The organism is Hymenobacter sp. B81, from assembly GCF_044628455.1.
Taxonomy (GTDB): Bacteria; Bacteroidota; Bacteroidia; order Cytophagales; family Hymenobacteraceae; genus Solirubrum.
In genome coordinates, this window is record NZ_JBIYZW010000001.1 from 2,370,097 (window position 1) to 2,396,305 (window position 26,209).

9 protein-coding genes are annotated in these 26,209 nt (G+C 67.5%); 6 read left to right on the plus strand and 3 right to left on the minus strand.

The features are described 5' to 3' along the window. The first annotated feature begins 23 nt into the window (after window positions 1-23). Together ACE191_RS10430 and ACE191_RS10435 are read left to right on the plus strand one after the other, a co-directional pair. Window positions 24-6,314, plus strand: a complete 6,291-nt coding sequence (locus tag ACE191_RS10430) for a discoidin domain-containing protein (protein ID WP_400192144.1) — start codon at window positions 24-26, stop codon at window positions 6,312-6,314. Window positions 6,315-6,543: 229 nt separating this feature from the next. After that, a complete protein-coding gene (locus ACE191_RS10435) occupies window positions 6,544-7,911 on the plus strand; it encodes a T9SS type A sorting domain-containing protein (protein WP_400192145.1) in 1,368 nt (455 codons plus the stop codon). 109 nt (window positions 7,912-8,020) lie between these two features. On the opposite strand, the gene ACE191_RS10440 is transcribed toward ACE191_RS10435, so the two are convergent. The 3 genes from ACE191_RS10440 to ACE191_RS10450 form a co-directional block, all read right to left on the minus strand. Continuing rightward, window positions 8,021-8,998, minus strand: coding sequence for a DUF4249 domain-containing protein (locus ACE191_RS10440; RefSeq protein WP_400192146.1), 978 nt, complete (start codon window positions 8,996-8,998; stop codon window positions 8,021-8,023). 6 nt (window positions 8,999-9,004) lie between these two features. Further along, entirely contained in the window at window positions 9,005-11,407 is a 2,403-nt protein-coding gene (locus tag ACE191_RS10445) for a TonB-dependent receptor domain-containing protein (protein ID WP_400192147.1), read from the minus strand. A 204-nt stretch (window positions 11,408-11,611) separates the two neighbouring features. Continuing rightward, window positions 11,612-12,292 carry an OmpH family outer membrane protein gene (locus tag ACE191_RS10450; protein WP_400192148.1) on the minus strand — a complete coding sequence of 227 codons (681 nt, stop codon included), beginning with the start codon at window positions 12,290-12,292 and terminating at the stop codon, window positions 11,612-11,614. 267 nt (window positions 12,293-12,559) lie between these two features. On the opposite strand from ACE191_RS10450, the gene ACE191_RS10455 reads away from it, so the two are divergent. The 4 genes from ACE191_RS10455 to ACE191_RS10470 all read left to right on the plus strand — a co-directional run bounded on the left by ACE191_RS10455 (window position 12,560) and on the right by ACE191_RS10470 (window position 25,884). Beyond that, window positions 12,560-14,485, plus strand: a complete 1,926-nt coding sequence (locus ACE191_RS10455; protein ID WP_400192149.1) for an alpha/beta fold hydrolase — start codon at window positions 12,560-12,562, stop codon at window positions 14,483-14,485. 272 nt (window positions 14,486-14,757) lie between these two features. Continuing rightward, complete coding sequence (locus ACE191_RS10460) at window positions 14,758-14,958, plus strand: PID-CTERM protein-sorting domain-containing protein (RefSeq protein ID WP_400192150.1); 201 nt, start codon at window positions 14,758-14,760, stop codon at window positions 14,956-14,958. 39 nt (window positions 14,959-14,997) lie between these two features. Next, window positions 14,998-15,972 carry a hypothetical protein gene (locus tag ACE191_RS10465; protein ID WP_400192151.1) on the plus strand — a complete coding sequence of 325 codons (975 nt, stop codon included), beginning with the start codon at window positions 14,998-15,000 and terminating at the stop codon, window positions 15,970-15,972. Between the two features lie 6 nt (window positions 15,973-15,978). Further along, on the plus strand, window positions 15,979-25,884 hold the full coding sequence (locus ACE191_RS10470; protein ID WP_400192152.1) for a T9SS type A sorting domain-containing protein: 9,906 nt from the start codon (window positions 15,979-15,981) through the stop codon (window positions 25,882-25,884). Window positions 25,885-26,209 lie beyond the last annotated feature (325 nt).

A 26,209-nucleotide genomic window follows, 5' to 3' on the forward strand; every position in this document is an offset into this window, starting at 1 on the left:
GGCCCGTTAGCTCTCGGCTGGTTATGCACCTTCTGCATCTGCTTTTGCGGCAGGGCTGGCTTCGGCTGGTCTGGCTGCTGGCAGCCGTGGCGGCGTTATCGCCCCTGGCTGCCCAAACTCCACCCAACCTCGACCGGGTGGAGTACTTCATCGACACCGACCCCGGCCACGGCAGCGCCACGGCCGTAACCCTGCCCGCGTCGCCCAGCGCCACGCTGGCCAACCTCACGTTTCCCGTCAGCCTGAGCGCCATCAGTCCCGGCTTTCACAACCTGTTCATCCGCTCGCGGGCGGTGGGCGGCGCCTGGAGCCAAACCAGCAAGCAGCTGCTGTACGTGGGCGAAAGCGGCCCCGGCGCCGGCCCGGTGCCGGCCCTGAACCGACTGGAATACTTCATCGACACCGACCCTGGGCACGGCAGCGCTACCGCCGTAACCCTGCCCGGCAGCCCGGGCACCGCGCTCAGCAACTTCACTTTTGCCGTACCCCTGAGCAGCGTGGGCGGGGGCTTCCACGCCCTCTACATCCGCTCGCGTGATGCCAACGGGGGCTGGAGCCAGACCCAGCGGCGCATCTTCTACGTGGAGCCAACCTCGAGCACCGCGCCCCCGGCCAACCTGACGGCCCTGGAGTACTTCGTGGATACCGACCCCGGCCACGGCAACGCCACCAGCGCCCCCATTGCGGGCGGCGGCACCAACGCCACCGGCGTGAGCTTCTCGGTGGGGCTGGGCGCGCTCAGCTCGGGCTTTCACACCCTGTACTACCGCACCCGCGACGCGGCCGGCAAGTGGAGCCAGACCCAGCACCGCATTTTCTACGTGGACGACCCCAACGTAGCCGCGGCGCCGAACATCACCAAGGCCGAGTACTTCTTCGACACCGACCCCGGCTACGGCAGCGGCGTGAACATTGCCATTGCCACCCCGGCGCCGGTACTCAGCAACCTCAACATCCTGGCCGACGCCACCGCCCTGGCCGACGGGGAGCACCGCCTTTACGTGCGCAGCCGCGACGCCAACGGCCGCTGGAGCATGGTGATTCCAGGCCGCGTATTCCGCAAAAACGGCTGCGCGGTATCGAGCAACCTGGCGGCCGGACTGCCGGCGGCCAGCTACTCCCAGTCGGGCTCGTCGGTGGGCAGCGCCGAGCAGGTGTTCAACGGCGGCAGCTGGACCTACTCGACCAACAACGACTACTTCGTGCGGGCCGACCTGGGCACGCCGCGCACCATCTCGGAAGTGCGTATGACGGCCCGCCCCTCCACGGCCACCAACGGCACGGTGCGGGTGGAAACCTCGACCAACCTGAACACCTGGACCACGCAGCGCACCTTCACCGGGCCCTTCACCAACGGACAGGAGCTGGTGGCCTCGTTTGATACTGCGCCCATTGCCAACGTGCGCGGCGTGCGGGTAGTGGTCAACTGGGCCACGGCGGCCTCGGCCCTGGAAGACGTGAGCGTCTACAACTTCGACTGCCCGGCCCAGCCGCCCATCGTGAGCAGCTTCACGCCCTCGGGCGGCTCGCCCGGCACGGTGGTTACGCTCACCGGCCAGTACTTCACGGGCGCCACGGCGGTAACCTTCAACGGCGTGGCGGCCACGGCTTTCACTGTCAACTCGGCCACCCAGCTCACGGTGACGGCGCCGGCGGCGGGCACTTCGGGGCAGATCTGCGTGACCACGCCCGGCGGCACTGGCTGCTCGGCGGCCAGCTACACCTTCCCGCCCACCATTGCGGTGGGCACGGTGTCGCCCACGCCGCTGTGCGCCGGCGTCACGCTGCTGCTGGTGCCCTTCACCACCAACACCACGGCCTACGCGGCGGGCAACCAGTTTAAGTTTCAGCTCTCCGACGCCAACGGCGTGTTTACGGCCGGCTCGCGGCTCTACGGCACGCTCATCAGCTCGTCGGCTACCGGCGGCACCCTGCGCGACTCGGTGGCGCTGCGCACCCCGCCCGGCAGCGGCTACCGCGTGCGCGTGGTGGCCTCGAACCCGGCCATTGTGAGCCCAGCCAACGCCCAGGACCTGACCATCAACGCCACGCCGCTGACCCAGGCCGGCTCCAACTCGCCGGTGACTTTCGGCAATACCATTGCGCTGACGGCCGGTCCGGCCTATCCCGGGGCCACCTACCAGTGGAGCGGCCCGGCGGGCTTCAGCTCGACCCAGCAGAACCCGCAGCGCACCGGCGCCAACCCGGGCATGAGCGGCCGCTACACCGTCACCGTCACGCTGGGCGGCTGCACCTACTCGGCCTTCACCGACGTGAGCGTGCTGAACGCCCCGACGCCCGTGATTACGCTGACCGGCACCACCGCTGGCTTCTGCCCCGGCACCAGCAATGCCGAGCCGTTTAGCGTGACGGTGGGCACCTTGCAGGGCGGCAATACCCTCACCCTGCAGCTCTCGGACGCCAGCGGCTCGTTTGCCACGCCGGTAAGCGTGGCCGCCATTGGCTACTCGGGCCAGGGCAACGGCAGCATTGGCTTCAGTTTGCCCACCGGCACGGCGCCGGGCAGCGGCTATTTGCTGCGCCTCGTGAGCAGCAACCCGGCCGTGACCAGCAACACCCGCGCCATTACCGTGCGGGCGCTGCCCACGGCCCAGGCCACCAGCAACTCGCCGGTGGTCTACGGCGGCACCCTGCAGCTGAACACGCCCACCGTAGCCAACGCTACTTACCAGTGGAGTGGCCCGGCGGGCTTCAGCTCGACCCAGCAGAATCCGCAGCTGCCGAATGCCACGCCCAGCAACTCGGGCACCTACTCGCTGACGGTAACCGGCCAGAACGGCTGCACGGCCCAGAGCGCGGTGGCCGTTACGGTGCAGGCGCCCACCCAGCCCCTGCTGTCGTTGACTTCGTTTGGCGGCACCTACTGCGCGGGCGCGGCTTCGGCGGTGAACTTCACGGTGAACGGCCTGAGCTTCGCGGCCGGCAACGTGCTCACGGCCCAGCTCTCCGACGCCAGCGGCTCGTTTGCCACCCCGGTTGCCATCGGCACGGTGGCCTTCGCGGGCCAGGGCAGCGGCTCGGTTTCCATTACCCTGCCCGACGCCACGCCGTTCGGCACGGGCTACCGCATCCGCCTCGTGGGCAGCAACCCGGCCGTGACCAGCACCAACGACAACGGCCAGAACCTGACCATCAACCCGCTGCCGGCGGCCGTGGCCTCGAGCAACTCGCCGGTGGTTACGGGCAACACCCTGCAGCTGTCGGCCCAAACCGTGGCGGGCGCTACTTACCAGTGGACCGGCCCGGCCAGCTTCAGCTCGACTCAGCAGAACCCCCAGATTCTGAACGCGACGCCCGCTAACGCGGGCACCTACAACCTGCTGGTGCGCAACCCCGCTACCGGCTGCCTGAACCGCGCCTCGGTGACGGTGCAGGTGCAGGGTCCGGTAGCCACGGTGCTTACCCTCGACCCCATCGGGCCCCTGCAGCTGTGCGCCGGCAATTCCTTCCCGGTGCAGTTCAGCGTGACGGGTGGTGGCATGAGCTCGGGCAACGTCGTCACGGCGCAGCTCTCGGAGGCCACGGGTTTGTTTACCGCTCCCGTGAACGTGGGCTCGACGGCGTTTACCGGTACCGGCAACGGGCAGCTCACGGTGGCTATTCCGCTGAGTACGCCCACCGGCAGCGGCTACCGCCTGCGCCTGGTGAGCAGCGCCCCGGCTTTGACCAGCGCCACCAACGCCAGCAACTGGCAGATCTACAACCTGAGCGCCGTGAGCGTGAGCAGCAACTCGCCCGTACCGGTAGGCGGCACCTTGCAGCTCACGGCCCAGGGCGTACCCAGCGGCCTCACCGGCCAGTGGACCGGCCCGGGCGGCTTCAGCGCGGCGCAGAACAGCGCCCAGCTGGCGAACTTCGAGCCGGCTAACGCGGGCAGCTACGTGTTTACGCTCACGACCACCGGCTGCACCGTGGCCTACCCGCTTACGGTTCAGCTGCAGCCCACCGTGGCAGTCGGCGCTTTCGGTGGTACGCTGTGCCCCGGCTCGGGCGTGAGCGTACCGTTTACGGCCCAGGGCAGCTACTCCGCCGGCAACCTGTTCCGGGCCGTGCTGTCGGCTGCCAACGGCTCGTTTGCCAGCGGCACCGTTATCGGCACCCTGGCCCTGAGCGGTACCGGCCCGCTGACGGGCACCATTGCCGCGACGTTGCCGGCTGGTACGGCGCTGGGCACCGGCTACCGCATCCGGGTGGAAGCCAGCAACCCGGCGCTGGTGAGCACCAACACCAACGGCAGCGACCTGACGGTGCAGGCGCTGAGCTTCGTATGGACCGGCGGAACTTCCACGGCCTGGACCGATGGCCGCAACTGGTCGTGCGGGCAGGCGCCCAACAGCAGCAGCAACGTGGTGGTGGCCCCGGCGGCCTTCAACCCCATGGTCAGCCTCGCGGGCAACATCCGCAGCCTGACGGTGAATGCGGGCGCCACGGTGACCATGACGGCCCCGCTGACGTTGACCGGGGACCTGCTCAACCAGGGCACCATGCTCGCCGGGACCGGCAGCCGGCTGATTCTGGCCGGCAGCACGCCGCAGACCCTGGGCGGCAGCGCCCCGATAGTGGTGGGCGACCTGCAGATCAACGCCGGGGCCACGCTGCGGCTGACCACGCCGCTGCGGGTGGCCGGCAACTGGCTCAGCAACGGCAGCTTTGAGGCCGGCACCGCGCTGGTGACGCTGAACGGCAGCAGCCCGCAGAGTTTGAGCGGCAGCACCCCACCGCGCTTCTACGACCTGCAGCTGGCCAACCCCGCCGGCGCCCGCTGCTCAACCAACGTGCAGGTCAGCCGCCTGCTGACGCTCACCCAGGGCAACCTGGTCTCGGATGGCTTCCTGACTTTGCGCTCGACTGCGGCGGGCACGGCCATGGTGGTGAACCCCGTAGGCGGCGGCCTGGTCACGGGCCGCGCCACGATGGAGCGCTTCATCACGGGCGCGGGCAGCAGCGGCTACCGCCACTACGCCTCGCCCATGCAGCTGGGCTCGGCCACGGTCAGCGAGTTTGCCGACGATTTGCCGGTCTTCGAGCTGAACCCGGCCTACAACACCCAGGGCAACACGGTGAGTCCCTTCCCGACCTTCTTCCAGTACAACGAGGCGCGCCTGAACGCCGCGGCCGGCTTCTTCGACCAAGGCTGGCTGGTGCCCGCGGCCACCGACAACCTGCTGCCGCTGCGCGGCTACTCGGCCCAGACCAACCCGACCACCACGGTGGACATCTCGGGCGTGCTGCAGAACGGTTCCGTCAGCATCCCGCTCACGCGGGGCGGGCAGGCGGGCTCGGGCTGGAACCTGCTGGGCAACCCCTACCCGGCCCCCATCGACTGGGACCTGGTGCCCGCCAGCCCGGGAGTGGACAAGGCGCTCTACGTATTCGTGCCCTCGGGGCCGTACACCGGCGCCTACCAGAGCTACGTCAACGGCATCGGCCAGAACGGGGGCTCGAAGGATGTGGCCGCCATGCAGGGCTTCTTCGTGCGCGCCACCGCAGCTTCGGCGACCCTGAGCCTGAGCAACGCCGTGCGCCATACCAGCTACCTGAGCCCGGCCTTCAACCGCACCGGGCCCAACGGTCCTGCCGCCACGGCGGCCAGGCCGCTGCTGCGCCTCGAAGCCCGCAACGCCCAGGGCCAGGCCGACGAGGCGGTGCTCTACTTCGAGCCGCAGGCCGGCCAGAACTACCAGCCGGGCTTCGACGCCTACAAGGTGCAGCTCAACGGCAACGGCCGCCCCTCGCTGTGGAGCCAGGCCGGCAACGACGCGCTCAGCATCAACGGCCTGCCCGCCCTGAGTCTGGGGCAGCTGATTCCGCTGGGCCTGCGCGTGAGTCAGCCCGGCAGCCATACCCTGGTGGCGACCGAGCTGCTGAACCTGCCCGCCGGCACCCAAATGTGGCTGGAAGACCGGGAGCTGGGCCGCTACCACAATCTGAGCCAGGTGCCGAGCTACGCCTTTACGATGGCGCCGAGCTACGCGGGGCAGCGGTTTTTCCTGTGGCTGGGCAGCCGCCCCACGGCCACCACGGCCGCGGCACTGCAGGCCGCCACCCGACTCTACCCCAACCCCACCAATACCGGCCGGGTCCGGCTGGAGGTGGACGGGCTGCGCGAGCAGCGCCCTGCTACGGTGCAGGTGCTGAACGTGATTGGCCAGGTAGTGCACACGCTCACGGTACCCGTGCAGCGCAGCCTGATCAGGCAGGAGCTTGACCTAGGCACGCTGCCCGCCGGGGTGTATTCGGTGCGGATTTACGCCGCCGAGGGCGTGATTACCCAGCGGCTCATCAGGGAATGATGCCAACCCTAGCAAGTGGGGCGCTCCGGCCGGGGCGCCCCACTTGCTTTTCCAGCGGCTACCTGCGCCTGCCGCCCCATTTATCAGCCCGGGCTGAAAACCCGGCCGGCCCATAAATACCTACTTCCGGGTATTTCCCGACCGGGGCCGGGCCGCTTAATTTTGAAGGCTGGTTATGCCGCTACCCGGCTGTTTCTCACTTTTCCACCTTTCCCTTCCCCCCTTTCGCATGAACAAACATCTACTTCTCCTGCTCGGCGCGGCAGCCCTCAGTTTGCCGGCCGCGGCCCAATCGATCTGCCCGGCCACGCGCCCGGCACCGTCGCCCACGCGCCCGGCGGCTCGCCCCGAGCGCACGGCCCTGGAATCGGCCGGGCTGGCCACGCGCCGCCCCACGACCACCGTTACCCTACCCGGCCGCTCGGTAGGCCACTACTGGGAAGACAATATCAGCCGGTGGACGAGTGGCATCATCAAGACCTACACCTACAACAACCAGGGCAAGCCCACCCAGATTACCGAGCTGGACTCGGCCACCAACCGCCCCAGCTACCGTACCAACATGACCTACAATGGTCAGGGAATGGTAACCAGCGAGCTGTACCAGCATTGGGACGGTACGGCTTATATCAACACCGGCCGCACCCAGTACACCTACGACGCCCAGGGCAACGAAACACTGTACCGCTCCGAAAGCTGGCAAGGCGGGACCTGGCAGCTGGAGTCGGCTTACCGTACCACCTACACTTACAACCCCGCCGGCGCCATGACGCAGGCCGTGTACGAGGATTGGGACAACGGCGCTTACGTGCTCGACGGCCGTACGCTCTTCACCCTGAACGCGGCCAACCAGTGGACGGAAGTGCTGGAGCAATCCTGGAATGGCGCTGCCTACGTGAACGATGACCAGATTCGCAACATCGTGTGGCACAACTGGAACAACAAGCAGGTGGCCTACTACGAAGCCCGCGAGTGGGACGAGGTAACCAGCACCTGGACCGGCGAGTACCGAACGACTACCACCTACCAGCCCAACGGCAGCTACGTGGAGATTCAGCAGACGCTGACCGCCCCCGGCGTGTGGACCAACGAGGACCGCCACACCTACACCTTCGACAACTTCGGCAACGAAACCTTGCACCAGGGCGACACCTGGTCGGGCAGTGCCTGGGTAATCGACCACGCCTACCGCTATCTGCTGGCCTACACGCCCACCAACGAGGTGCGCCGCGCCGTGGAGCAGGACTTCAACACCACCACCGGGCGCTACGAGAACAACTACGTGCAAACCTTCAGCAACTTCCAGACGATTACCCTGGCCAACCGCTCGGGTCTGGCTGCCGGCGTGGCCGCGCAGGTGTTCCCCAACCCCACGGTCGGCGCGGCGCAAGTTGAGCTGAGTGGTCTGCCGCCCCAGGCCCCGCTGCAAGCCGAGCTGCTGAACGCGCTGGGCCAGGTGCTGCGCACTTACACTCTGCCCGTGCAGCAGGGCCGGGCCAGCCAGCAGGTTGATCTGAGCGCCCAGCCCGCCGGCTCCTACCTGCTGCGCGTGCGCACCGCCGACGGCCACGCCGCCTACCGCCTCGTCAAGCAATAAGGCAGCTCCCTGCTCCTACCAAGTAAAACCGCCCCGGCAGCTGGCTGCCGGGGCGGTTTTACGTTAATCACCCCGCCGAAAAGCGTTGGCTGGGCAATGGGCGCCACTGCTAGAGCGGAATCCGGAAAACGGCATCGGCCGCGCCGCCGAAGATGCCGAAGCCGGCGTTGACGTTGCTGTGCAGGGGCGTGGGCTCGGAAAAGGGATTTCCGTCGCTGTCCTGGTACACGGTGCGGCTGTTGTAGAACAGGTACAGGTCGCGGGTGACGTGCGAGACGATGACTTCTACCGCCGCCGGGCGCACGTTCGACATGGGGTTGTCGTAGTAGCGCACCTCGTTGATGAGGGTGATACGCCGGCCCTCGTAGCCGCTGTCGGAAAAGGGCACGGTGCCGTAGTTGCCCGACTGCGAGAGGCGGATGCGCGGCACGCTCACGGTTTCGTCGCCCTCGTAGTGCTGCAGCGAGCCGATGATGCGGCCCTGGTCGTCGAGCAGGCGGGCGTACACCAGGTAGTAGTCGGCGCCGCCGGCCGGGTCGTCGAAGCTCACGGTGAGGCGGGCACGCTTTTCGTCGGGGAAGTTGGGGTTGCTGCCGCGCGGGGTGAGCGTGGCCTCGGCCACCGGCACTGGCTGGGGCAACGTCAGCTCGCTCTCGGCCGTTTCGACGCCGGGCACGGCCACGCGCAGCTGGTAGCGCTGCCCGGGCTGAAAGGTGTAGCCCAGCAGGCCGCGGTACTGGCCCTGGTTGAACGGGCCGGAGTTGAAGTGCTCGTAGCGCTCCACCACCGCGCCGCTGGCGTCGCGCACTTCCACCGTGGCATCGGCCCGGCCCTGCAGCGGGCGGGTATCGTAGAGGCGCTGGCTCACGCTCACGTACGGTTCGCGGTCCTGAAAGAACTGGCGGTAGTCGTGGTCGGTGCCGGGCATGTTGTCGAGCACGTAGGATACAGCCACCCGGGGCGTGTGTTCGGGCTCGGGCACGTCGATGGCCGTTTCGCAGCCGCTCAGCAGCACGCTCAGTCCGCCCAGCAGCAGGCTGGTCTTGCTTAGTTGATTGTGCAGCCGCATAATCGGGGAATTCAGCATAAGGAGTTAGAAGCGGAAGCTCTTGCTAAAAGAGGGAATGATGGGAAACAGGCTGATCTGGCGGTAACCGGGCTTTTCCCGCACGTTGCCCTGCCCGTCTTCGAAGCCCTGGCTGAAGTAGAGGTAGTAGGGGTTGGCGCGGCTGTAGGCGTTGTAGAGGCTCACGCTGTTGACCACCTCGCCCCACTTCTTTTTCTTGGTGTGGCTCAAATCCAGGTCGAGGCGGTGGTAGGCGCGCATGCGGTAGGAGTTGCGCGGGCCGTAGTCCTGGTACTCGGTGTAGCTGCCCAGCAGGTAGCGCCCGCGCGAGAGCGTAACGGCATTGCCGGTGCCGTACACCCAGGTGCCCGACAAGCGCAGGTTGTCCTTGAGCTGGTGAATGACGACGAGCTTGGCGTCGTGGCGGCGGTCGTACTTGTAGGGGAAGATGCGGCCCTGGTTCAGCTCCTCAAACTTGCGCTTGCTCCACGAGAGGGTGTAGCCGATCCAGCCGGTGGTGCGGCCCGACTTCTTTTGCAGAAACACCTCGGCGCCGTAGGCCCAGCCCTTGCCGCTGGTCACCTTGTCTTCCCAGTTGTTGTCGGTGGTGCCCAGGAAGTTGGCGCCCTCGCGGTACTCGATCAGCCGGTCCATGGGCTTGTAGTAGGTTTCCAGGCTCAGCTCGTAGTCTTCGTCCCGGAAACGCACGTTGCGGGCCGCGCCCAAGCTCACCTGCTGGGCTTTCTGGGGCTTGATCTTGGCCGTGGCCGGCACCCACAAATCGGTGGGCAGGCCGATGCCGCTGTTGGTGAGCAGGTGAATAAACTGCGTGGTTCGGGCGTAGGAGGCTTTCAGGGCCCAGTCTTCGGTGAGCAGGTAGCGGGCGGCCAGGCGCGGCTCTACCGAGGGGAAAAACTTGTTGCCGGTGGCAAAGCCGTTCAGGCGCAGCCCGGCGTTGACTTTCAGCCGCTCGGTTACCTTGTAGTCGTCCTCGGCGTAGAGCCCGATTTCGTGGCCCAGGGTGCGGGTGCTTTTGTTGAACTGGTCGAGGTTGGCGTCGGGGTCGGAGCTTTTCACCTGCATGGCGCCGGGCCGGAAGTGGTGCAGCACGTACTGCCCGCCGAAGCGGATGTAGTGGTCGGGCAGCGGCACGTAGTCGAAGTCAGTCTTCAAACTCAGGTCGCGGATGTTGGAGAGGTACTTGAGCGCGAACTTGTCGGTGCGCAGCTCGTCGGTCTGGCTGTCGCGGCGCCGGCTCTCGTCCTCCACGCCCACGTCGAACTGGTAGCGGCTGAAGGTCAGGTGGGTGTTGGCAAACAGCTGGTCGTTCACGATGTGGTTCCAGCGCGCGGCGGCCGTGAGGTTGCCCCAGCCCAGGCCCGAGTCCACCTCGTTGTACTCGCCCCGCTCGCCCTCGTCCTTGGTGCGGGCGTAGAACTTGTCGCGGCCGGTGTAGGCACTCAGGTACAAGCGGTTGCGCTGGTTAAGCTTCCAGTTCACCTTGGCGTTCAGGTCGTGGAAGAAGTAGCCCACGGTGGCCCCGTCGGTGGCCGCCATAATCAGCGGGCGGGCCAGCAGGTCGATGTAGGTGCGGCGGGCCGAGACGATAAACGAGGCGGTGTCTTTCTTGATGGGGCCTTCCAGCGTGAGGCGCGAGGCAATGAGCCCGATGCCGCCTTCGCCGTGAAACTTTTCCATGTTGCCCTCCTTCATCGAGATGTCGAGCACCGAGGAGAGGCGGCCGCCGTAGCGGGCCGGGAAGCCGCCCTTGATCAGCTCCACGTTGTTGAGCGCGTCGGCGTTGAACACCGAGAAGAAGCCGAACAGGTGCGAGGCGTTGTACACCGGCGTGCCGTCGAGCAAGATCAGGTTCTGGTCGGGCGAGCCGCCGCGCACGTACAGGCCGCTCTGGCCCTCGCCGCCGGCCTGCACCCCGGGCAGCAGCTGCAATACCTTGAGCACGTCCCGCTCGCCAAACAGCGCCGGCACGGCTTTGAGCTGAGTCAGCGGCACGTTGATGGTGCCCATGCGGGTGGTTTCGGCCAGCTTTTCCTGGCGGGTGCCCACAATCTCTACCGACTGCAGCTCACTGGTGGCCGGCTGCAGGCGCACGTTCAGGGTCTGGCTTTTGTCGAGGCGCACGCGCAGCACCTGCCGCTGGTAGCCTAGGTAGGAAGTCAGCAGGCGGGTGGTGTCGGCGCCGGCCGGCAGCGTGAGCGAGTAGAAGCCGTAGGTGTTGGTGGCCGTGCCCTGGCCCGAAGCCGGGTGCACCACGGCCACGCCAATCAGGTTCTCGCCGGTGCTGGCGTCGCGCACGTAGCCGCTGAACGTGACCCGGCCGGTGGCGGCTTGCTGGGCCTGGGCGGGTGCCGCCGCCAGCAGGCCGCAGCAGGCGCCGGCCATCAGGGCCGGGCGTAAATGAGGGAACATAGGGGAGGAAGGAGAAATACGTTTACAAAGCTAAGTGCTTCAGCTGCCGGCCGGCAACCGCACAATGATGTAGCACCGGCCCGCCGCGGGGCTTTCACCGGGAGCCCGCAGCGGGGCGCGCGGTTGCAGGCCAGCGGGCAAAAAATTGCCCCGCCCGCTGCTGGCAGCGGGCGGGGCAGGCAGAACGGCCGGCGGGGCCGCTTATTACTTCTTGTTCTTGGCCGCGTACTCGGCGTTGAGGCGCTTGAGGATGGGGTCGGTGATGTTGAGGCCTTCGCGGGCGTAGGCAATGCTGCCGCTGCCGGCAATCAGGATCAGGTCGTAGTTGTTTTCCTTGCCGTAGGTTTCCAGCAGCTTGTTCACCCGGGTCAGAATTTGCTCGGTCATGCGGCCTTCTTCTTCCTGGGCCTGCTGCTGCAGCTTCTGCTGCTGCTGGGCCACCTGCTGCTCCTGGGCCTGCAGGCGCTGCTCGGTGGCGGCGCGCTGCTCCTCGGTCATGCCCGCGGCGGTTTTCTGGTAGTTCTGCACCGCGGCCTGGAAGCCGCGCAGGCTGCTCTCGTGCTGGCGCTGCCACTGGCCGGCCTTGCGCTCGAAGGCGGCGCGGGCGCTCTGCATGCCCTTGTAGCCCTCCAGCAGCTTGCTCGACTCCACGTAGGCCACGCGGCGGATGTTGGTGCCGGCGGCCAAGTCGGCCACGGCGGGGGCGCTGGCCGTGTCGGCCGCCACTACCGCGGGGGCGGCGCTGGTATCGGCCACGGCGGCCGCGGGGCGGGCGGCGGCTACGGGCGCGGCGGCGGGCTTATGGGCAAAGTGGAGGTAAAACAGCACCGCCACGGCCAGCAGCAGCACGGCGTTGAGCGCCAGTTGGAGCGAAGAGTTCTTCATGCAGTAGATAACGACGAAACGGCCGCGGCTAATCCGCGGGCTCCGGCAAAGAAACGCAGAATCGGGCAGCTTCAGCGGCCGGCGGCCGGCGTGGACCAGCCCGGCGCGGCGCGGGGAATAGCGCCCAAACAGGAATTACAATTTATCCTTTGATTTGCTATATTTAGTAGCTACCGGTTACCCGCTCCCGGCTTCGTCGCCGAGCTACTGCGGCGGCCGACCAGCGCGCCTGCCGGCTTTTGTCCCCCTTCTTTTCCACAACCCGCCATGCCACACCTCCTTCTTCGCGCCCTGCCGCTGCTGCTGTTGCTGGCGGGTTTGCTGCCCGCCGCCGAGGCCCAGAAAGCGCGCCGCGGCGCCGACCGCGCTCTGCCCGGCGGCGCCCGGCGCTACTCCATCGAGCAGTTCATGAACACCACCCGGCTCAACGGCCGCGCGTTTTCGCCCGACGAGAAGCTGCTCTTGTTTGCCTCCAACCAAAGCGGGGTGTTCAACCTCTACACCGTGCCCGTAACGGGCGGCAGCGCGCAGCCGGTCACGGCCTCCGAAAAGGAAAGCATCTTCCCGGCCACCTACCTGCCCGACGGCCGCATCGTGTACCGCCACGACCAGGGCGGCAACGAAAACCACCACCTCTACGTGCGCGAGAAGGGCGGCGCCGAGCGCGACCTGACGCCCGGCGCCAACGTGCGCGCCGAGTTCGGTGGCTGGCGCCGCGACAACCAGGCGTTCTACGTGCTCACCAACGAGCGGGACCCGAAGTTCATGGACCTGTACCGCTACGAGGTACCCGCGCTGCAGCGCACCCTGCTCTACCAGAACACCCAGGGCCTCGACGCGCTCGACGTGTCGGACGACGAGCGGTACGTAGCCTTGCAGAAGTCCAACACCACCCTCGACCAGGACATGTACCTTTACGACACGCAGACCAAGCAGGCCCGGCCGCTGAGCCCGGCCGGCGGCAGCGTGGCCGAGACTCCCATGGACTTCGACCCCAGCTCGCGCTACCTGTACTTCACCACCGACGAGGGCGCCGAATTCAGCTACGCGGCTCGCTACGACCTGCAGACGGGCCAGCGCGAAGTGGTGGAAAAAGCGCCCTGGGACGTGAGCTACACCTACTTTTCGCGCACCGGCAAGTACCGCGTCACCGGCCTCAACGAAGACGGCCGCACCAGCATCCGCCTCTACGACGCGGCCAGCAACCAGCCCGTCGACCTGCCCGCGCCGCCCGCCGGGGTCATTACCGGTTTGAGCTTCTCGCCCACCGACCGCAAGATGGCTTACTTCGTCAACGGCGACCGGAGCCCCTCCGACCTGTACGTGTACGACTTCAAGAGCCGCGACGCGCTGCGGCTGACCAGCTGCCTGAACCCGGCCATCAACGCCCAGGACCTGGTGGATTCCCGCACCGTGCGCTACCAGTCGTTCGACGGCATGGCCATTCCGGCCCTGCTCTACACCCCACAGGGCGCCCGGCCCAACGGCGTCAAGCTGCCGGCCGTGATTGAGGTGCACGGCGGCCCCGGCGGCCAAAGCACGCCCAACTACTACGCCCTGGGCCAGTACCTGGCCAACAACGGCTACGTGGTGCTACGGGTCAACAACCGCGGCTCCAGCGGCTACGGCAAAACCTTCTTCGCCGCCGATGACCGCCGGCACGGCCGCGAGCCGCTCTGGGACTGCCTGGCCGCCAAAAAGTACCTCGCCTCGCTGGGCTACGTCGACACCAGCCGCGTGGCCATCATGGGCGGCTCGTACGGCGGCTACATGACGCTGGCCGCGCTGGCCTTCACGCCCAAGCGCTTCGCCGCCGGCGTCGATTTGTTTGGGGTGTCGAACTGGGTGCGCACGCTGCAGAGCATTCCGCCCTACTGGGAGTCGCAGCGGCAGGCGCTGTACCAGGAAATCGGCGACCCCGACACCGAGTTGGAGCGCCTGAAGGCCACTTCGCCTTTGTTCCACGCCGATAAGATCGAGCGGCCGCTGCTGGTCATTCAGGGCGCCAACGACCCGCGGGTGCTGCAGGCCGAGTCGGACGACATGGTGGCGGCCATCCGCCGCAAAAACGGCGTGGTCGAGTACGTGGTGTTTCCCGACGAAGGGCACGGCTTTGCCAAGCGCGCCAACGAGCTGAAGGCCTACGAAACCACCCTGAGCTTCCTCAACAAGCACCTGCAGCCCGCCAACTAGGCCCCGCCCCGGGCGGCCCGCGAACAGCCCCCGGCGCCTGCCAGGCAGATTTTTCCCGTGCCCCGTCGGCCCTGCCGGCGGGGCACGGGGCATTTAATCGCGCCCGGGCCGCGGGCGGCCTCCGTGCTGGTACGGAGGGCAAAATGCCCGGGCTTACGGATTGCGCCCGGGGGCCAGAAGCGGCCAATTTTACCCCGTCAAATTCTGCTCAATCAGCAGGTTAAACGCCGGCCGCCACGCCGCACTGCTTGCTGCCTTTTCCCGTTGCCGCTATGCGCTTCACCCTCCCCCTGCGACCAGCCTTGCTGGCCGCCGCCCTGCTGCTTTCCGCCCCCGCCGCCCTGGCCCAGGGCAACCCCGGCTCGGGCGGTCCGCAGCCCGGCCAGCCCACGGCCGTGCCCATCGACGGCGGCGCCTCGCTGCTGCTGGCCGGCGGCGCGGCCTACGCCCTTGCGCGCCTGCGCCGCCGCTAAGTGCCCTTTTTGCCCTGCTCCACTCACTTTTCCTGTTTTATGAAAAAGCTGTACGTTCCCCTGCTCGCCCTGCTGCTGAGCGCCGCCACGCTCCCGGCCGAGGCCCAGACCATCCGCCGCGTCAACAACTCCGGCATCACCGGCACCAACATCTACGCCACCGCCCAGGCTGCCCACGACGCGGCCGTGGCCGGCGACGTGATTCAGCTGGAGCCCTCGGGCACGAGCTACGGCACGCTCAACTTCACCAAGAACGTGTCAGTGGTGGGCCCGGGCTACTTCCTGGGGCTGAACGCCGGCCTGCAGGCCAACCCCGCCTCGGCCCTGCTCGACAACGTGTACTTCAGCAGCGGCAGCAACGGCGCCTCGCTCGCGGGCGTGACGGTAAACGCCTACATCTACATCGGGGCCAGCAACGTGACGGTGCAGCGCAACTACCTGCCCGGCGGCTACATCTACACCGGTTACGCCAACGGCACCAACAACCTCAACATCCGGCAGAACTACATCTACGGGCTCTACACCTACAGCGCCGGGGCCAACAACGTGCTGGTGACCAACAACATCTTTACCAGCGGCGGCATCTCGCTCAACGCGGCTACCAACGGGGAGTTCGTCAACAACGTGGTGCTGGCCAGCATCAACATCGACAACTTCAACGTGCGCAACAACTACTTTGCCAGCACCTTTCAGCCCAACAACAACCTGTACTCCTATAACCTGAGCGCGCAGCCGGGCTTCACCACCGCCAACAACAACCAGAACAACGTGCCGCAGACGGCCGTGTTTACCCTGGCCCCCGGCTTTACGCAGTTTGATGCCTGGTACCAGCTCAAGGCCGGCACCAACCCGGCCCGCGGCACCGGCGCGGGCGGCGCCGACATCGGGGCCTTCGGCGGCAACACGCCCTACAAGCTCTCGGGCCTGCCGGCCATTCCCAGCATCTACCAGTTCAACCAGACGCTGAGCGGCAACACGCTGAACGTGAACCTGGGCACCCGCTCGAACAACTAACCGGCCATGCGACACCCTTCCCGAAATCACTCGGGGCGGGGCCGATGGCTGTTGCGCGCCTGGGCGCTGCTGGTGCTGCTGACAAGCGGCATCGTGGGCAGCGGCTTACCCCTGGCGGCGCAAACCATTAGCCAAGCGGAGTACTACCTCGACGGGCCCGACCCCGGGTACGGCTCCGCAACGCCCATTACCATCAGCTCGCCCGCAGCCGAGCTGGCCAGCCTCTCCTTCGCCGCCGACGTGAGCGGCCTGGGCGCGGGCTTTCACCGCCTCTCGGTGCGCAGCAAGGACAGCAACAACCGCTGGAGCCTGACCACGCGCCGCAGCTTCTACTACGAGCCGCTGGCTGCCGCGGCCGCCAACGTGACCAAGGTGGAATACTTCGTCGACGCCGACCCCGGCGTGGGCCAGGCCACCGACGTGCCCGTGACGCCCGGCCAGGATTTGCCGGGCGTGGCTTTCGGGCTGAACGTGAGCAGCCTGGGCGCCGGCTTCCACAGCGTGGGCGTCCGCTCGCGCGACGCCCACGGGCAGTGGAGCCTGACTACCCGGCGCAGCTTCTACTACGAGCCCGCCGCCACGGCCGTCGTCAACATCACCGAGGCCGAGTATTTCATCGACACCGACCCCGGCCTGGGCAGCGCCACCGCCATTCCGGTGGCCACGCCGGCAACCGACGTGAGCGGGCTGGCTTTCGGGCTGAACGTGAGCAGCTTGGGGGCGGGCTTCCACCAGCTGGGCGTGCGCAGCCGCGACGCCAACGGCCAGTGGAGCCTGACCACGCGCCGCACGTTCTACTACGAGCCGGCCGCGGCCGCCGCGGTGAACGTGACCAAGGTAGAGTACTTCCTCGACGCCGATCCGGGCTTCGGCCAGGGCACCGACGTGCCCGTGACACCCGGCCAGGACGTGGCGGGCGTAGCCTTCGCCCTGCCGGTGGGCACGCTCAGCCCCGGCTTTCACACCCTGAGCGTCCGCTCCCGCGACGCGGGCGGCAACTGGAGCCTGACTACGGCGCGGCCCTTCTACTACGAGCCCGCGCCGGTTGCCGCGCCCAACGTCACCCGGGTGGAGTATTATTTCGACACCGACCCCGGCTTCGGCAACGCCACCGCCGCGCCCATCGCCACGCCGGCTCCCGACCTGGCCGGCTTCGGCTTCGTGGCCGACGCCAGTGGCCTGAGCGACGGCACGCACCGCATTTTCGTGCGCAGCCGCGACGCCAACGGCCACTGGAGCCTGGTCACCAACCGCAGCTTCCTCAAGAATGGCTGCGCCGCCAGCCCCAACTTCGCCGCGGGTTTGCCGGCCGCCAGCTACGGCTACGGCGGCGGCACCAACGGCCTGGCCGAGGTGGCCTTCAACGCCGATCCGGCCGCGCCCAACACCAGCAACTCCTTCTACGGCTACAACGGCAGCCTGCTGCAGGCCGACCTGGGCGCAGCGCAGACCATCAGCGAGGTGCGCTTCAAGCTCACGCCCAGCAACACCAGCAACTTTACCCTGCTGGTGCAGACGGCCCCGGGTGTGGGTGGCCCCTACACCACCGTGGACACCTACGCGGCCAGCTTCGCGGTGAACACCACCACACCCGTAACCCGCACTTTGGCCGCGCCGGTCAGCGCGCGGGTGCTGCGCCTTGTCATTCAGAACGCGGCCGGCCAGTACGCCATTATCTCGGGCGCGGGCGGTTACTACTTCAACTGCGCCGGCCCCACCATCACCAGCTTCACGCCCGCGGGCGGGGCGCCGGGCACCAGCGTCGTTATCACCGGCACCAACCTCACGGGCGCCTCGGCCGTGACCTTCAACGGCACCAGCGCCCCGGGCTTCGTGGTGAACTCCCCGACCCAGATTACGGTGCCGGCCCCGGCCGGCGGCAACTCGGGCCAGATCTGCGTGACCACGCCCGGCGGCACGGCCTGCTCGGCGGCCAGCTACGCGTATCCGCCCACCATTGCCACCGGCCCGGTGTCGCCCAGCTCGTTCTGCTCGACCACCTTTATTTCGGTGCCGTTCACCACCAACACCACCGACTACCCGGCGGGCAACCAGTTTAAGTTTCAGCTTTCCGACGCCAGTGGCGTGTTCACGGCCGGCTCGCGGCTCTACGGCAACACCAGCTCGCTCACGGCCACCGGCGGCGTGCTCACCGACACGGTGGCCTTCCGCACCCCGGCCGGCACCGGCTACCGCGTGCGCGTAGTGGCCACCAACCCGGCCCTGACGGGCAGCGACAACGGCCAGAACCTGACCGTGCGCGCCTTGCCCGTGGCTACCGCCGCGGCTGCCCAAACCACGGTGCCCTACAACGGCACCATTGAGCTGACGGCCGGTCCGGCCGGGCAGACCAGCTACCAGTGGTACGTGCGCTACCCAGGCAACTCGACCAGCTACGTGGGCAGCGGCGCCGCGCTCAGCCTGCCCAACGCCCAGCCCAGCCAGAGCGGCCGCTACACGGTGTACGTGCAGAACGGCGCGGGCTGCCAGGACTCGGCCTCGGTGCGCATCACGGTGCAGCCCTCGGCCCAGCCCATTCTGACGATGAGCCAGTTCAGCTACTCGGGCTGCGCCGGCAACTCGCTGAACGTGGGCTTTGCGGTGCAAGGCAACGTGTTTGCCGCCGGCAACATCCTCACGGCCCAGCTCTCCGACGCTGCCGGCTCGTTTGCCGCACCCACCGCCGTTGGCTCGGTGAGCTTCATGGGCCAGGGCTCCGGCTCGTTGCTGGTGACCTTCCCGGCCAGCACGCCCACGGGCGCGGGCTACCGCCTGCGCTTGGTGGCCTCAAACCCCAGCGTAACCAGCCAGACCGACAACGGCGCCAACATCAGCCTGATTCAGCGGCCGGTGGCCGGGGCCTCGTCGAACGCGCCGGTGCCCTACGGCGGCACCATTCAGCTGACGGCCCAGCCGGTAGCGGGAGCTACCTACCTGTGGCTGGGGCCGAACTTCAGCTCGACCCAGCAGAACCCCACCATTCCGAACGCCACCCAGAACCAGCACCAAGGCACCTACACCCTGTACGTGACGGTGGGCGGCTGCCAGAGCGTAGCCGCTACCACCCAGGTGACGGTGAATCCCTCCACTGACCCGATTCTGAGCGTGGCACAGTTTGGCGGCACGTTCTGCGCCGGCGCCACGCGCAACGTGGCCTTCACGGTAACGGGCAACAACTTCGGCGGCGGCAACGTGCTCACGGCCCAGCTGTCGGATGCGGCCGGCTCGTTTGCCGCGCCCACCGCCATCGGCACGCTGAACTTCGCGGGCCAGGGCTCCGGCTCGATTCCGGTGACGCTGCCGGTAACCACGCCGCCCGGCGCGGGCTACCGCGTGCGGGTGGTGGGCTCGAACCCCGCGGTATTGAGCATCAACGACAACGGAAGCAACCTGACCATCAACGCAACGCCGACGGCGGCCATCGTGAGCAGCAACTCGCCGGTGGCCCACGGCGGCACCGTAACGCTGACGGCCCAGGCCGTGAGCGGGGCCAGCTACCAGTGGAGCGTGCCGGGCTTCGGCAACGTGAGCACCGGCAGCAGCCCCACGCTGAGCTTCAGCAACGCCACGACCAGCAACTCGGGGACCTACTCGCTGACGGTAACGCTAGGCAGCTGTTCGGCCAGCACCACCACCCAGGTGACGGTGCAGCCCGGTGCCCCAACGCTGACGCTGAACTCCAACGCCCCCCAGCAAACCTGCGCCGGCAACTTCCTGAGCTTGAGCTTCACGGTTGGCGGCAGCGGCCTGACGGCCGGCGGCACGGTTTCGGCCGAGCTGTCGGATGCCAACGGCTCGTTTGCCGCGCCCACCGTTATCGGCACGCGCAGCTTCACGGGCACCGGCAGCAACTCGGTGAACGTCATCGTGCCGGCCGCGGCCGCCACGGGCAGCCTGTATCGGGTGCGCCTGGTGAGCACCAACCCCACGCTGACTTCGGCCGAAAGCGGGCTGTGGAGCATCACCAGCCTGGCGGGCGTCGCGGCTTCGTCGAACTCGCCGGTTCCGGCGGGCGGCACCATTCAGCTCACGGCCACCGGCATTCCGGCCGGCGCCACCCTGCAGTGGAGCGGGCCGAACGGCTTTGCCTCGACGCAGCCCAGCCCGCAGATTCAGAACGCCGCCCCGGCCAACGCGGGCAGCTACACGCTCAGCGTAACGCAGAACGGCTGCACCATTGAGCGCACCGTGGCGGTGAGCATTGGTCAGCCCCTGGCCAGCATCAGCACGGGCGCGTTTAGCGGCTCGTTCTGCCCCGGCTCGGCGGTGAGCGTACCGTTCACGACCCAGGGCAGCTTCGGCGCGGGCAACGTGTTCCGGGCGGTGCTTTCCGACGCCGGCGGCTCGTTTGCCGGCGCCGCCACCATCGGGACGCTCAGTTTGAGCGGCACCGGGGTGAGCGGCTCGATTGCGGCCACCATTCCGGCCGGCACGGCCGTGGGCACGGGCTACCGCATTCGGGTGGAAGCTAGCAGCCCGGCCACCAGCAGCCCCAACGACAACGGCACGAACCTGGCCGTGCAGGCCGTGAGCTACACCTGGACGGGCGGCTACTCGACCAACTGGTTTGACGCGCGCAACTGGTCGTGCGGGCAGGTGCCCACCGCCAGCAGCAACGTCGTCATCCTGCACGGCAACTACTACCCCATCGTGACGGGTACCGGCGCGGTGGTCAACAGCATCACCGTGAGCAGCGGCGCCCGGTTCCAGGTTTCCTCGACGCTGACCATCTACGGCAACGTGGTGAGCAACGGTACCTGGTTGAGCGGCGGCTCCTACGTGTTTGCCGGCAGCGGCCCGCAGACGGTGGGCGGCTCCTCGGCGGTGTACTTCGGCGGCGTGACGATTAACGCCGGCGCAGTGATGAGCCTGAGCACCAACATCTACGTTTCGGGCAGTTGGGTCAACAACGGCACGACCAGCAACGGCTTCATCGGCGGCTCGTACTTCGTGAACTTCAACGGCACGGTAGCGCAGGTTATCGGCGGCTCGCAGGTGACCAGCTTCTACTCGGTGGTGGTATCGAACACGGTGGGGCTCACGCTCAGCCAGAACATGTACGTGCTGGGCCACTGGACCAACAACGGCGTGTTCGGGGGCGGCTCGTACGTGACGACGTTTGCGGGTACCGTCAACCAGATTATCGGGGGCAGCTCCGTTACCAACTTCGGCGGGCTGACCATCCTGAACACGGCGGGCGGCGTGACGCTGAACACCGGCATCGGGCTGGCTGGGGCGTTCGTCAACAACGGCTCGTTCGCGGTGGGTGTGCAGTCGGTGGCCTTCAACGGCACGGTGCTACAGACTATCGGCGGCAGCCAGCAGACCACCTTCTACCACGTAACCATCAACAACCTGGTGGGCGTGAATCTGGGGTCGGACATCTACGTGCTCGGCGACTGGATCAACAACGGGCAGTTCGTGGCCGGCTCCTACACGGTGGTGTTTGACGGCACGGCGGCGCAGGTCATCGGCGGCACGCAGGTCACCAGCTTCTACGACGTGACCTTCCAGAACCCGGTGTCGGTGACCCTGCACCAGAACATCTACGTGCTGGGCGGCTTCGTCAACACCGGCGTGTTCTACGGCTACTACCTGGCGGGCGGGGTGCCCACGGGCCACTTCGTGCGCTTCGGCGGCACGGCGGCCCAGGTCATCACGACCAACGCTACGACCTACTTCTGGCACTTCTACGTGGACAACGCGGCGGGCGTGAGTTTGGCCTCGAACATCTACGTGGCGGGCAACTACTACCTGTACAGCGGCTCGTTCGCGCCCGGCACCTACACGGTGTACTTCAACGGCCTGGGCGGCTACGCGCAGACGGTGGGTGGCTACACCGGCCTCTCGTTCCACGGCTGGAACATCGGCGCCGGCACGGAGGTGCGCCTGCTGCAGAACGTGACCTGGACGGGCTCGGTAACCAATGCCGGCACCTTCTACGGCTACAACCTGGTGGGCGGCGTGTACACGGGCTACACCTGCGTGTTCGGCGGCTCGACGGCCCAGGTCATCGGCGGCGCGGGCAGCTACAACTTCTGGCACGTGACCTGGAACAACCCGGCCACGGTAACCCTGCAGCAGAACGTGTACGTGCTCGGCAACTGGGTTAACTCGGGCGGCTTCGCCCACGGCGGCTTCGCGGTGTACTTCAACGGCACCGCGGCCCAGACCATCGGCGGCGCGGTATCGACCACCTTCCACCACGTGAGCGTGGGCAACCTAGTGTCGGTGACGCTGGCGCAGCCGATTACGGTGCTCGGCAACTGGCTGGGCACCGGGGTATTCCTGGGCGGCAACTACCTGGTGTACTTCAACGGCTCGGCGGCCCAGACCATCAACGTTTCGGCCGCCACGCGCTTTTACCACGTGCGCTTCCAGAACCCGGCCTCGGTGACGCTGCTCTCGCACCTGTACCTGACCGGTAACTGGGTGAATGACGGCGGCTTCGTGGCCGGCGGCTACGGGGTGTACTTCGTGGGCGGCGCGCTGCAGACCATTGCCGGCTCGGTGCTGACGCAGTTCCACCACCTGACCATCGGCACCGGCGCCAACGTGCGCCTCGACCGGACCGTGACTCTGCTGGGCAACTGGACCACCAACGGCGGCTTCCTGGCCAACGGCTACGCGGTGACCTTCGCGGGCACCGTAAACCAGATTATCAGCGGCTCGGTGGTGGTGCCCTTCTACGGCATCGTCATCAACAAAACCGGGGGTACGCTGACGCTGGCCCAACACATCCGCGTGCGCGGCGGCTGGGTGAACAACGGCGCCACGAACAACACCTTCGTGCCCGCTACCTACACCGTGACCTTCGACGGCACGGTGGCCCAGCTCATCGGCGGCACAGCCCACACGACCTTCCACCACCTGAGCATTCTGAACCCGGTGGGCGTAACGCTGGGCGGGCCGATTTTCGTGACGGGCAACTTCCTGAACGACGGCCTGTTTAGCGTGGCCGGCTACCTGGTGAGCTTCACCGGCACGGTGGCCCAGACCATCGGCGGCACGCAGGTAACGGCCTTCCACGGCCTGACCTTCAACAACGCCGCGGGCGTAAGCCTGCTCCGCGACATCCGGGTGCGCGGCGACCTGCGCAACCTGGCCCTGTTTGCAGCCGGCGCCCATACGGTGTTCTTCGACGGCTCCCTGGCCCAGGGCATCTACTGCCCGAGCGGCACGCTCAGCTTCCACCACGTGACCTTCGCCAACACTGGCGGCGTGACGCTCTACCACGACGTGCTGGTGACGGGCAACTGGCTCAACAACGGCGGCTTCGTGAGCGGCGGCAAGCGGGTAACCTTCCAGGGCACGGCGCTGCAAACCATCGGCGGCTCGGTGGCTACCGCTTTCCACCACCTCACCCTGGCTGCCGGGGCCAATGTGCGCCTCGACCGGGCCATTACGCTGCTGGGTAACTGGCTGAACCAGGGCGCGAGCTTCGCGGCTAACGGCCTGGCAGTGCTCTTCAACGGCACGGTGGCCCAGACCATCGGCGGCACGGCCCTGACGGTGTTCCACCACCTGACGCTCAGCAACCTGGTGGGCGTGAGTCTGGACTACGACGTGGACGTAACCGGCAACTTCGTGAACACGGGCATCTTCTGCGGCTGCGGCAAGAAAACCCGCTTCGTGGGCACCCTGGCGCAGACCATCACCTGCACCTCGGGCAACACCCGCTTCCACGACCTGACCTTCGACAACGCGGCCGGGGTAACCCTGCTCGACGCCATCGGGGTGACCGGCAACTGGGTAAACAACGCGGGCTTCGTGCACGGTGGGCAGCTGGTGCTGTTCAGCGGTACGGTCCTGCAAACCATTGGCGGCCCGGCGCTGAGCACGTTCTTCAACGTGCAAATCACCAACGTCGTGAACGTGCAGCTGCTGCGGGGCATCGTGGTGGGCGGCTACTGGCTGAACTCGGGCATCTTCTCGGGCAACGGCCAGCTGGTAACCTTCAACGGTGCGGCTCAGCAGACCATTACCACCACCGGCTCGACCGCGAAGACCAGCTTCCACCACGTCACCTGGGCTAACCCGGTGGGCTGCGTGCTGGGCGGCGACATCTACGTGACGGGCAACTGGCTCTGCAACGGCCCCTTCAACCCGGCCACCTACACGGTGTACTTCACCGGCACCCTGGCCCAGACCATAGCCGGCTCGGGGCAGATCCGCTTCCACGGCCTGAACGTGAGCAACACCGTGGGGGTAACCTGCAACGGCCCAGTGTACCTCTCCGGCAACCTCACCAACACCGGCCGGGTGAACGTGGGCAGCTACCCCTGGTACTGCGTGGGCACGGCGGCCCAAACGCTGGGCGGCACGAGCAGCACACCCATCCGCTTCCACGATCTGCTGATTCAGAACCCGGCGGGCGTGACGCTGACCAGCCCCTACGGCGTGGGCCATGTGCTGACCTTGACCCAGGGCAACCTGGCCTCGAACGGCCACCTGACGCTGCACTCCTCGGCCACGGGCACCGCGATGGTGGTGAACCCGGCCGGCGGCGGCGTGGTGACGGGCCGCGCCACGATGGAGCGCTTCATCACGGGCGTGGGCAGCAGCGGCTACCGCCACTACGCCTCGCCCATGCAGCTGGGCTCGGCCACGGTCCAGGAATTTGCCGACGACCTGCCGGTCTTCGAGCTGAACCCGGCCTACAACACCCAGGGCAACACGGTGAGTCCCTTCCCGACCTTCTTCCAGTACAACGAGGCGCGCCTGAACGCCGCGGCCGGCTTCTTCGACCGGGGCTGGATGACGCCCGCGGCCACCGACAACCTGCTGCCGCTGCGCGGCTACTCGGCCCAGACCAACCCGACCACCACGGTGGACATCTCGGGCGTGCTGCAGAACGGCCCGGTCAGCATCCCGCTCACGCGAGGCACACAAACCGGCTCGGGCTGGAACCTGCTGGGCAACCCCTACCCGGCCCCCATTGACTGGGATTTGGTGCCGGCTGCCCCAGGGCTGGACAAGGCGCTCTACGTGTTCGTGCCCTCGGGGCCGTACACCGGCGCCTACCAGAGCTACGTCAACGGCATCGGCCAGAACGGGGGCAGCAAGGACCTGGCCGCCATGCAGGGCTTCTTCGTGCGCGCCACCGCAGCTTCGGCGACCCTGAGCCTGAGCAACGCCGTGCGCCATACCAGCTACCTGAACCCGGCCTTCAACCGCACCGGGCCCAACGGTCCTGCCGCCACGGCGGCCAGGCCGCTGCTGCGCCTCGAAGCCCGCAACGCCCAGGGCCAGGCCGACGAGGCGGTGCTGTACTTCGAGCCCCAGGCCGGGGCCGGCTACCAGGCAAATTACGACGCCTACAAGGTGCAGCTCAACGGCTCGGGCCGGCCCAGCCTGTGGAGCCAGGCCGGCAACGACGCGCTCAGCATCAACGGCCTGCCCGACCTAGCCACGGCCGGGGTGGTGCCGCTGGGCCTGCGCGTGAGCCAGCCCGGCCAGCACACGCTGGTGCTCACGGCCCAGCAGCTGCTGCCGGCCGGCACCCGGGTGCTGCTGGAAGACCGCCTGCTGAACCGCCGCCAGGATTTGGCGCTGGACTCGGTGTACTCGTTCACGATGCATCCCGATTCTACCCGGGCGCGCTTCTTCCTCTGGCTGCAGCCGCGTGTACTGGCCGGCGCCAGCGCCGCTTCGCTGCAAGCCAGCCTGAGTTTGTACCCGAACCCGACCCAGGGCTTCGTAACACTGACGGTGGCTGGCCTGCGCGAGCAGAGCACGGTGAAAGCCGAAGTGCTGAACTCGGTGGGCCAGGTAGTGCGCAGGCTGCAGCTGCCGGTACGCCAAGGCCTTATCAGCCAAGAGCTAAACCTGCAGCAGCTGCCCACCGGCGTCTACACCCTGCGCCTGCACACGGCCGAGGGCACGCTGGTACGCCGCCTGGTGAAAGAATAAGCGTGCCTTTCCCCTTTGCTACTTGAGTCAGACACCCCGGCGGGCTTCCCGTCGGGGTGTCTTTTTGGGTAGCAGCATGCTCCTGCCCCGCTACCGGGCTCCTGCGCCGCCGCGCTCCGGTTCGCCCCTCGGTATTCGGATTTTATTCACTGACCATCAGCTTAAATACCTTTTGGGATATATGCCCCTGACCCGTAGCTTTAAGCTGGCCTTTCCGCGGCCTGGGCCGGCCGGTTACCGTTGCATTCCGGATCAGGCTGCTGGGTGCTTTTTACCGGCTCCCCGGGCGCAGTTGGAGCCGCCAAGCCCGCCGCCGCAACTGCGG

Excerpts from the sequence above, each read along its gene's own strand:
- ACE191_RS10460 (WP_400192150.1), top strand. The coding sequence starts at position 14,758 with ATGCGCTTCACCCTCCCCCTGCGACCAGCCTTGCTGGCCGCCGCCCTG.
- ACE191_RS10430 (WP_400192144.1), top strand. The coding sequence starts at position 24 with ATGCACCTTCTGCATCTGCTTTTGCGGCAGGGCTGGCTTCGGCTGGTC.
- ACE191_RS10445 (WP_400192147.1), bottom strand. The coding sequence starts at position 11,407 with ATGTTCCCTCATTTACGCCCGGCCCTGATGGCCGGCGCCTGCTGCGGC.
- ACE191_RS10465 (WP_400192151.1), top strand. The coding sequence starts at position 14,998 with ATGAAAAAGCTGTACGTTCCCCTGCTCGCCCTGCTGCTGAGCGCCGCC.
- ACE191_RS10455 (WP_400192149.1), top strand. The coding sequence starts at position 12,560 with ATGCCACACCTCCTTCTTCGCGCCCTGCCGCTGCTGCTGTTGCTGGCG.
- ACE191_RS10440 (WP_400192146.1), bottom strand. The coding sequence starts at position 8,998 with ATGCTGAATTCCCCGATTATGCGGCTGCACAATCAACTAAGCAAGACC.
- ACE191_RS10450 (WP_400192148.1), bottom strand. The coding sequence starts at position 12,292 with ATGAAGAACTCTTCGCTCCAACTGGCGCTCAACGCCGTGCTGCTGCTG.
- ACE191_RS10435 (WP_400192145.1), top strand. The coding sequence starts at position 6,544 with ATGAACAAACATCTACTTCTCCTGCTCGGCGCGGCAGCCCTCAGTTTG.
- ACE191_RS10470 (WP_400192152.1), top strand. The coding sequence starts at position 15,979 with ATGCGACACCCTTCCCGAAATCACTCGGGGCGGGGCCGATGGCTGTTG.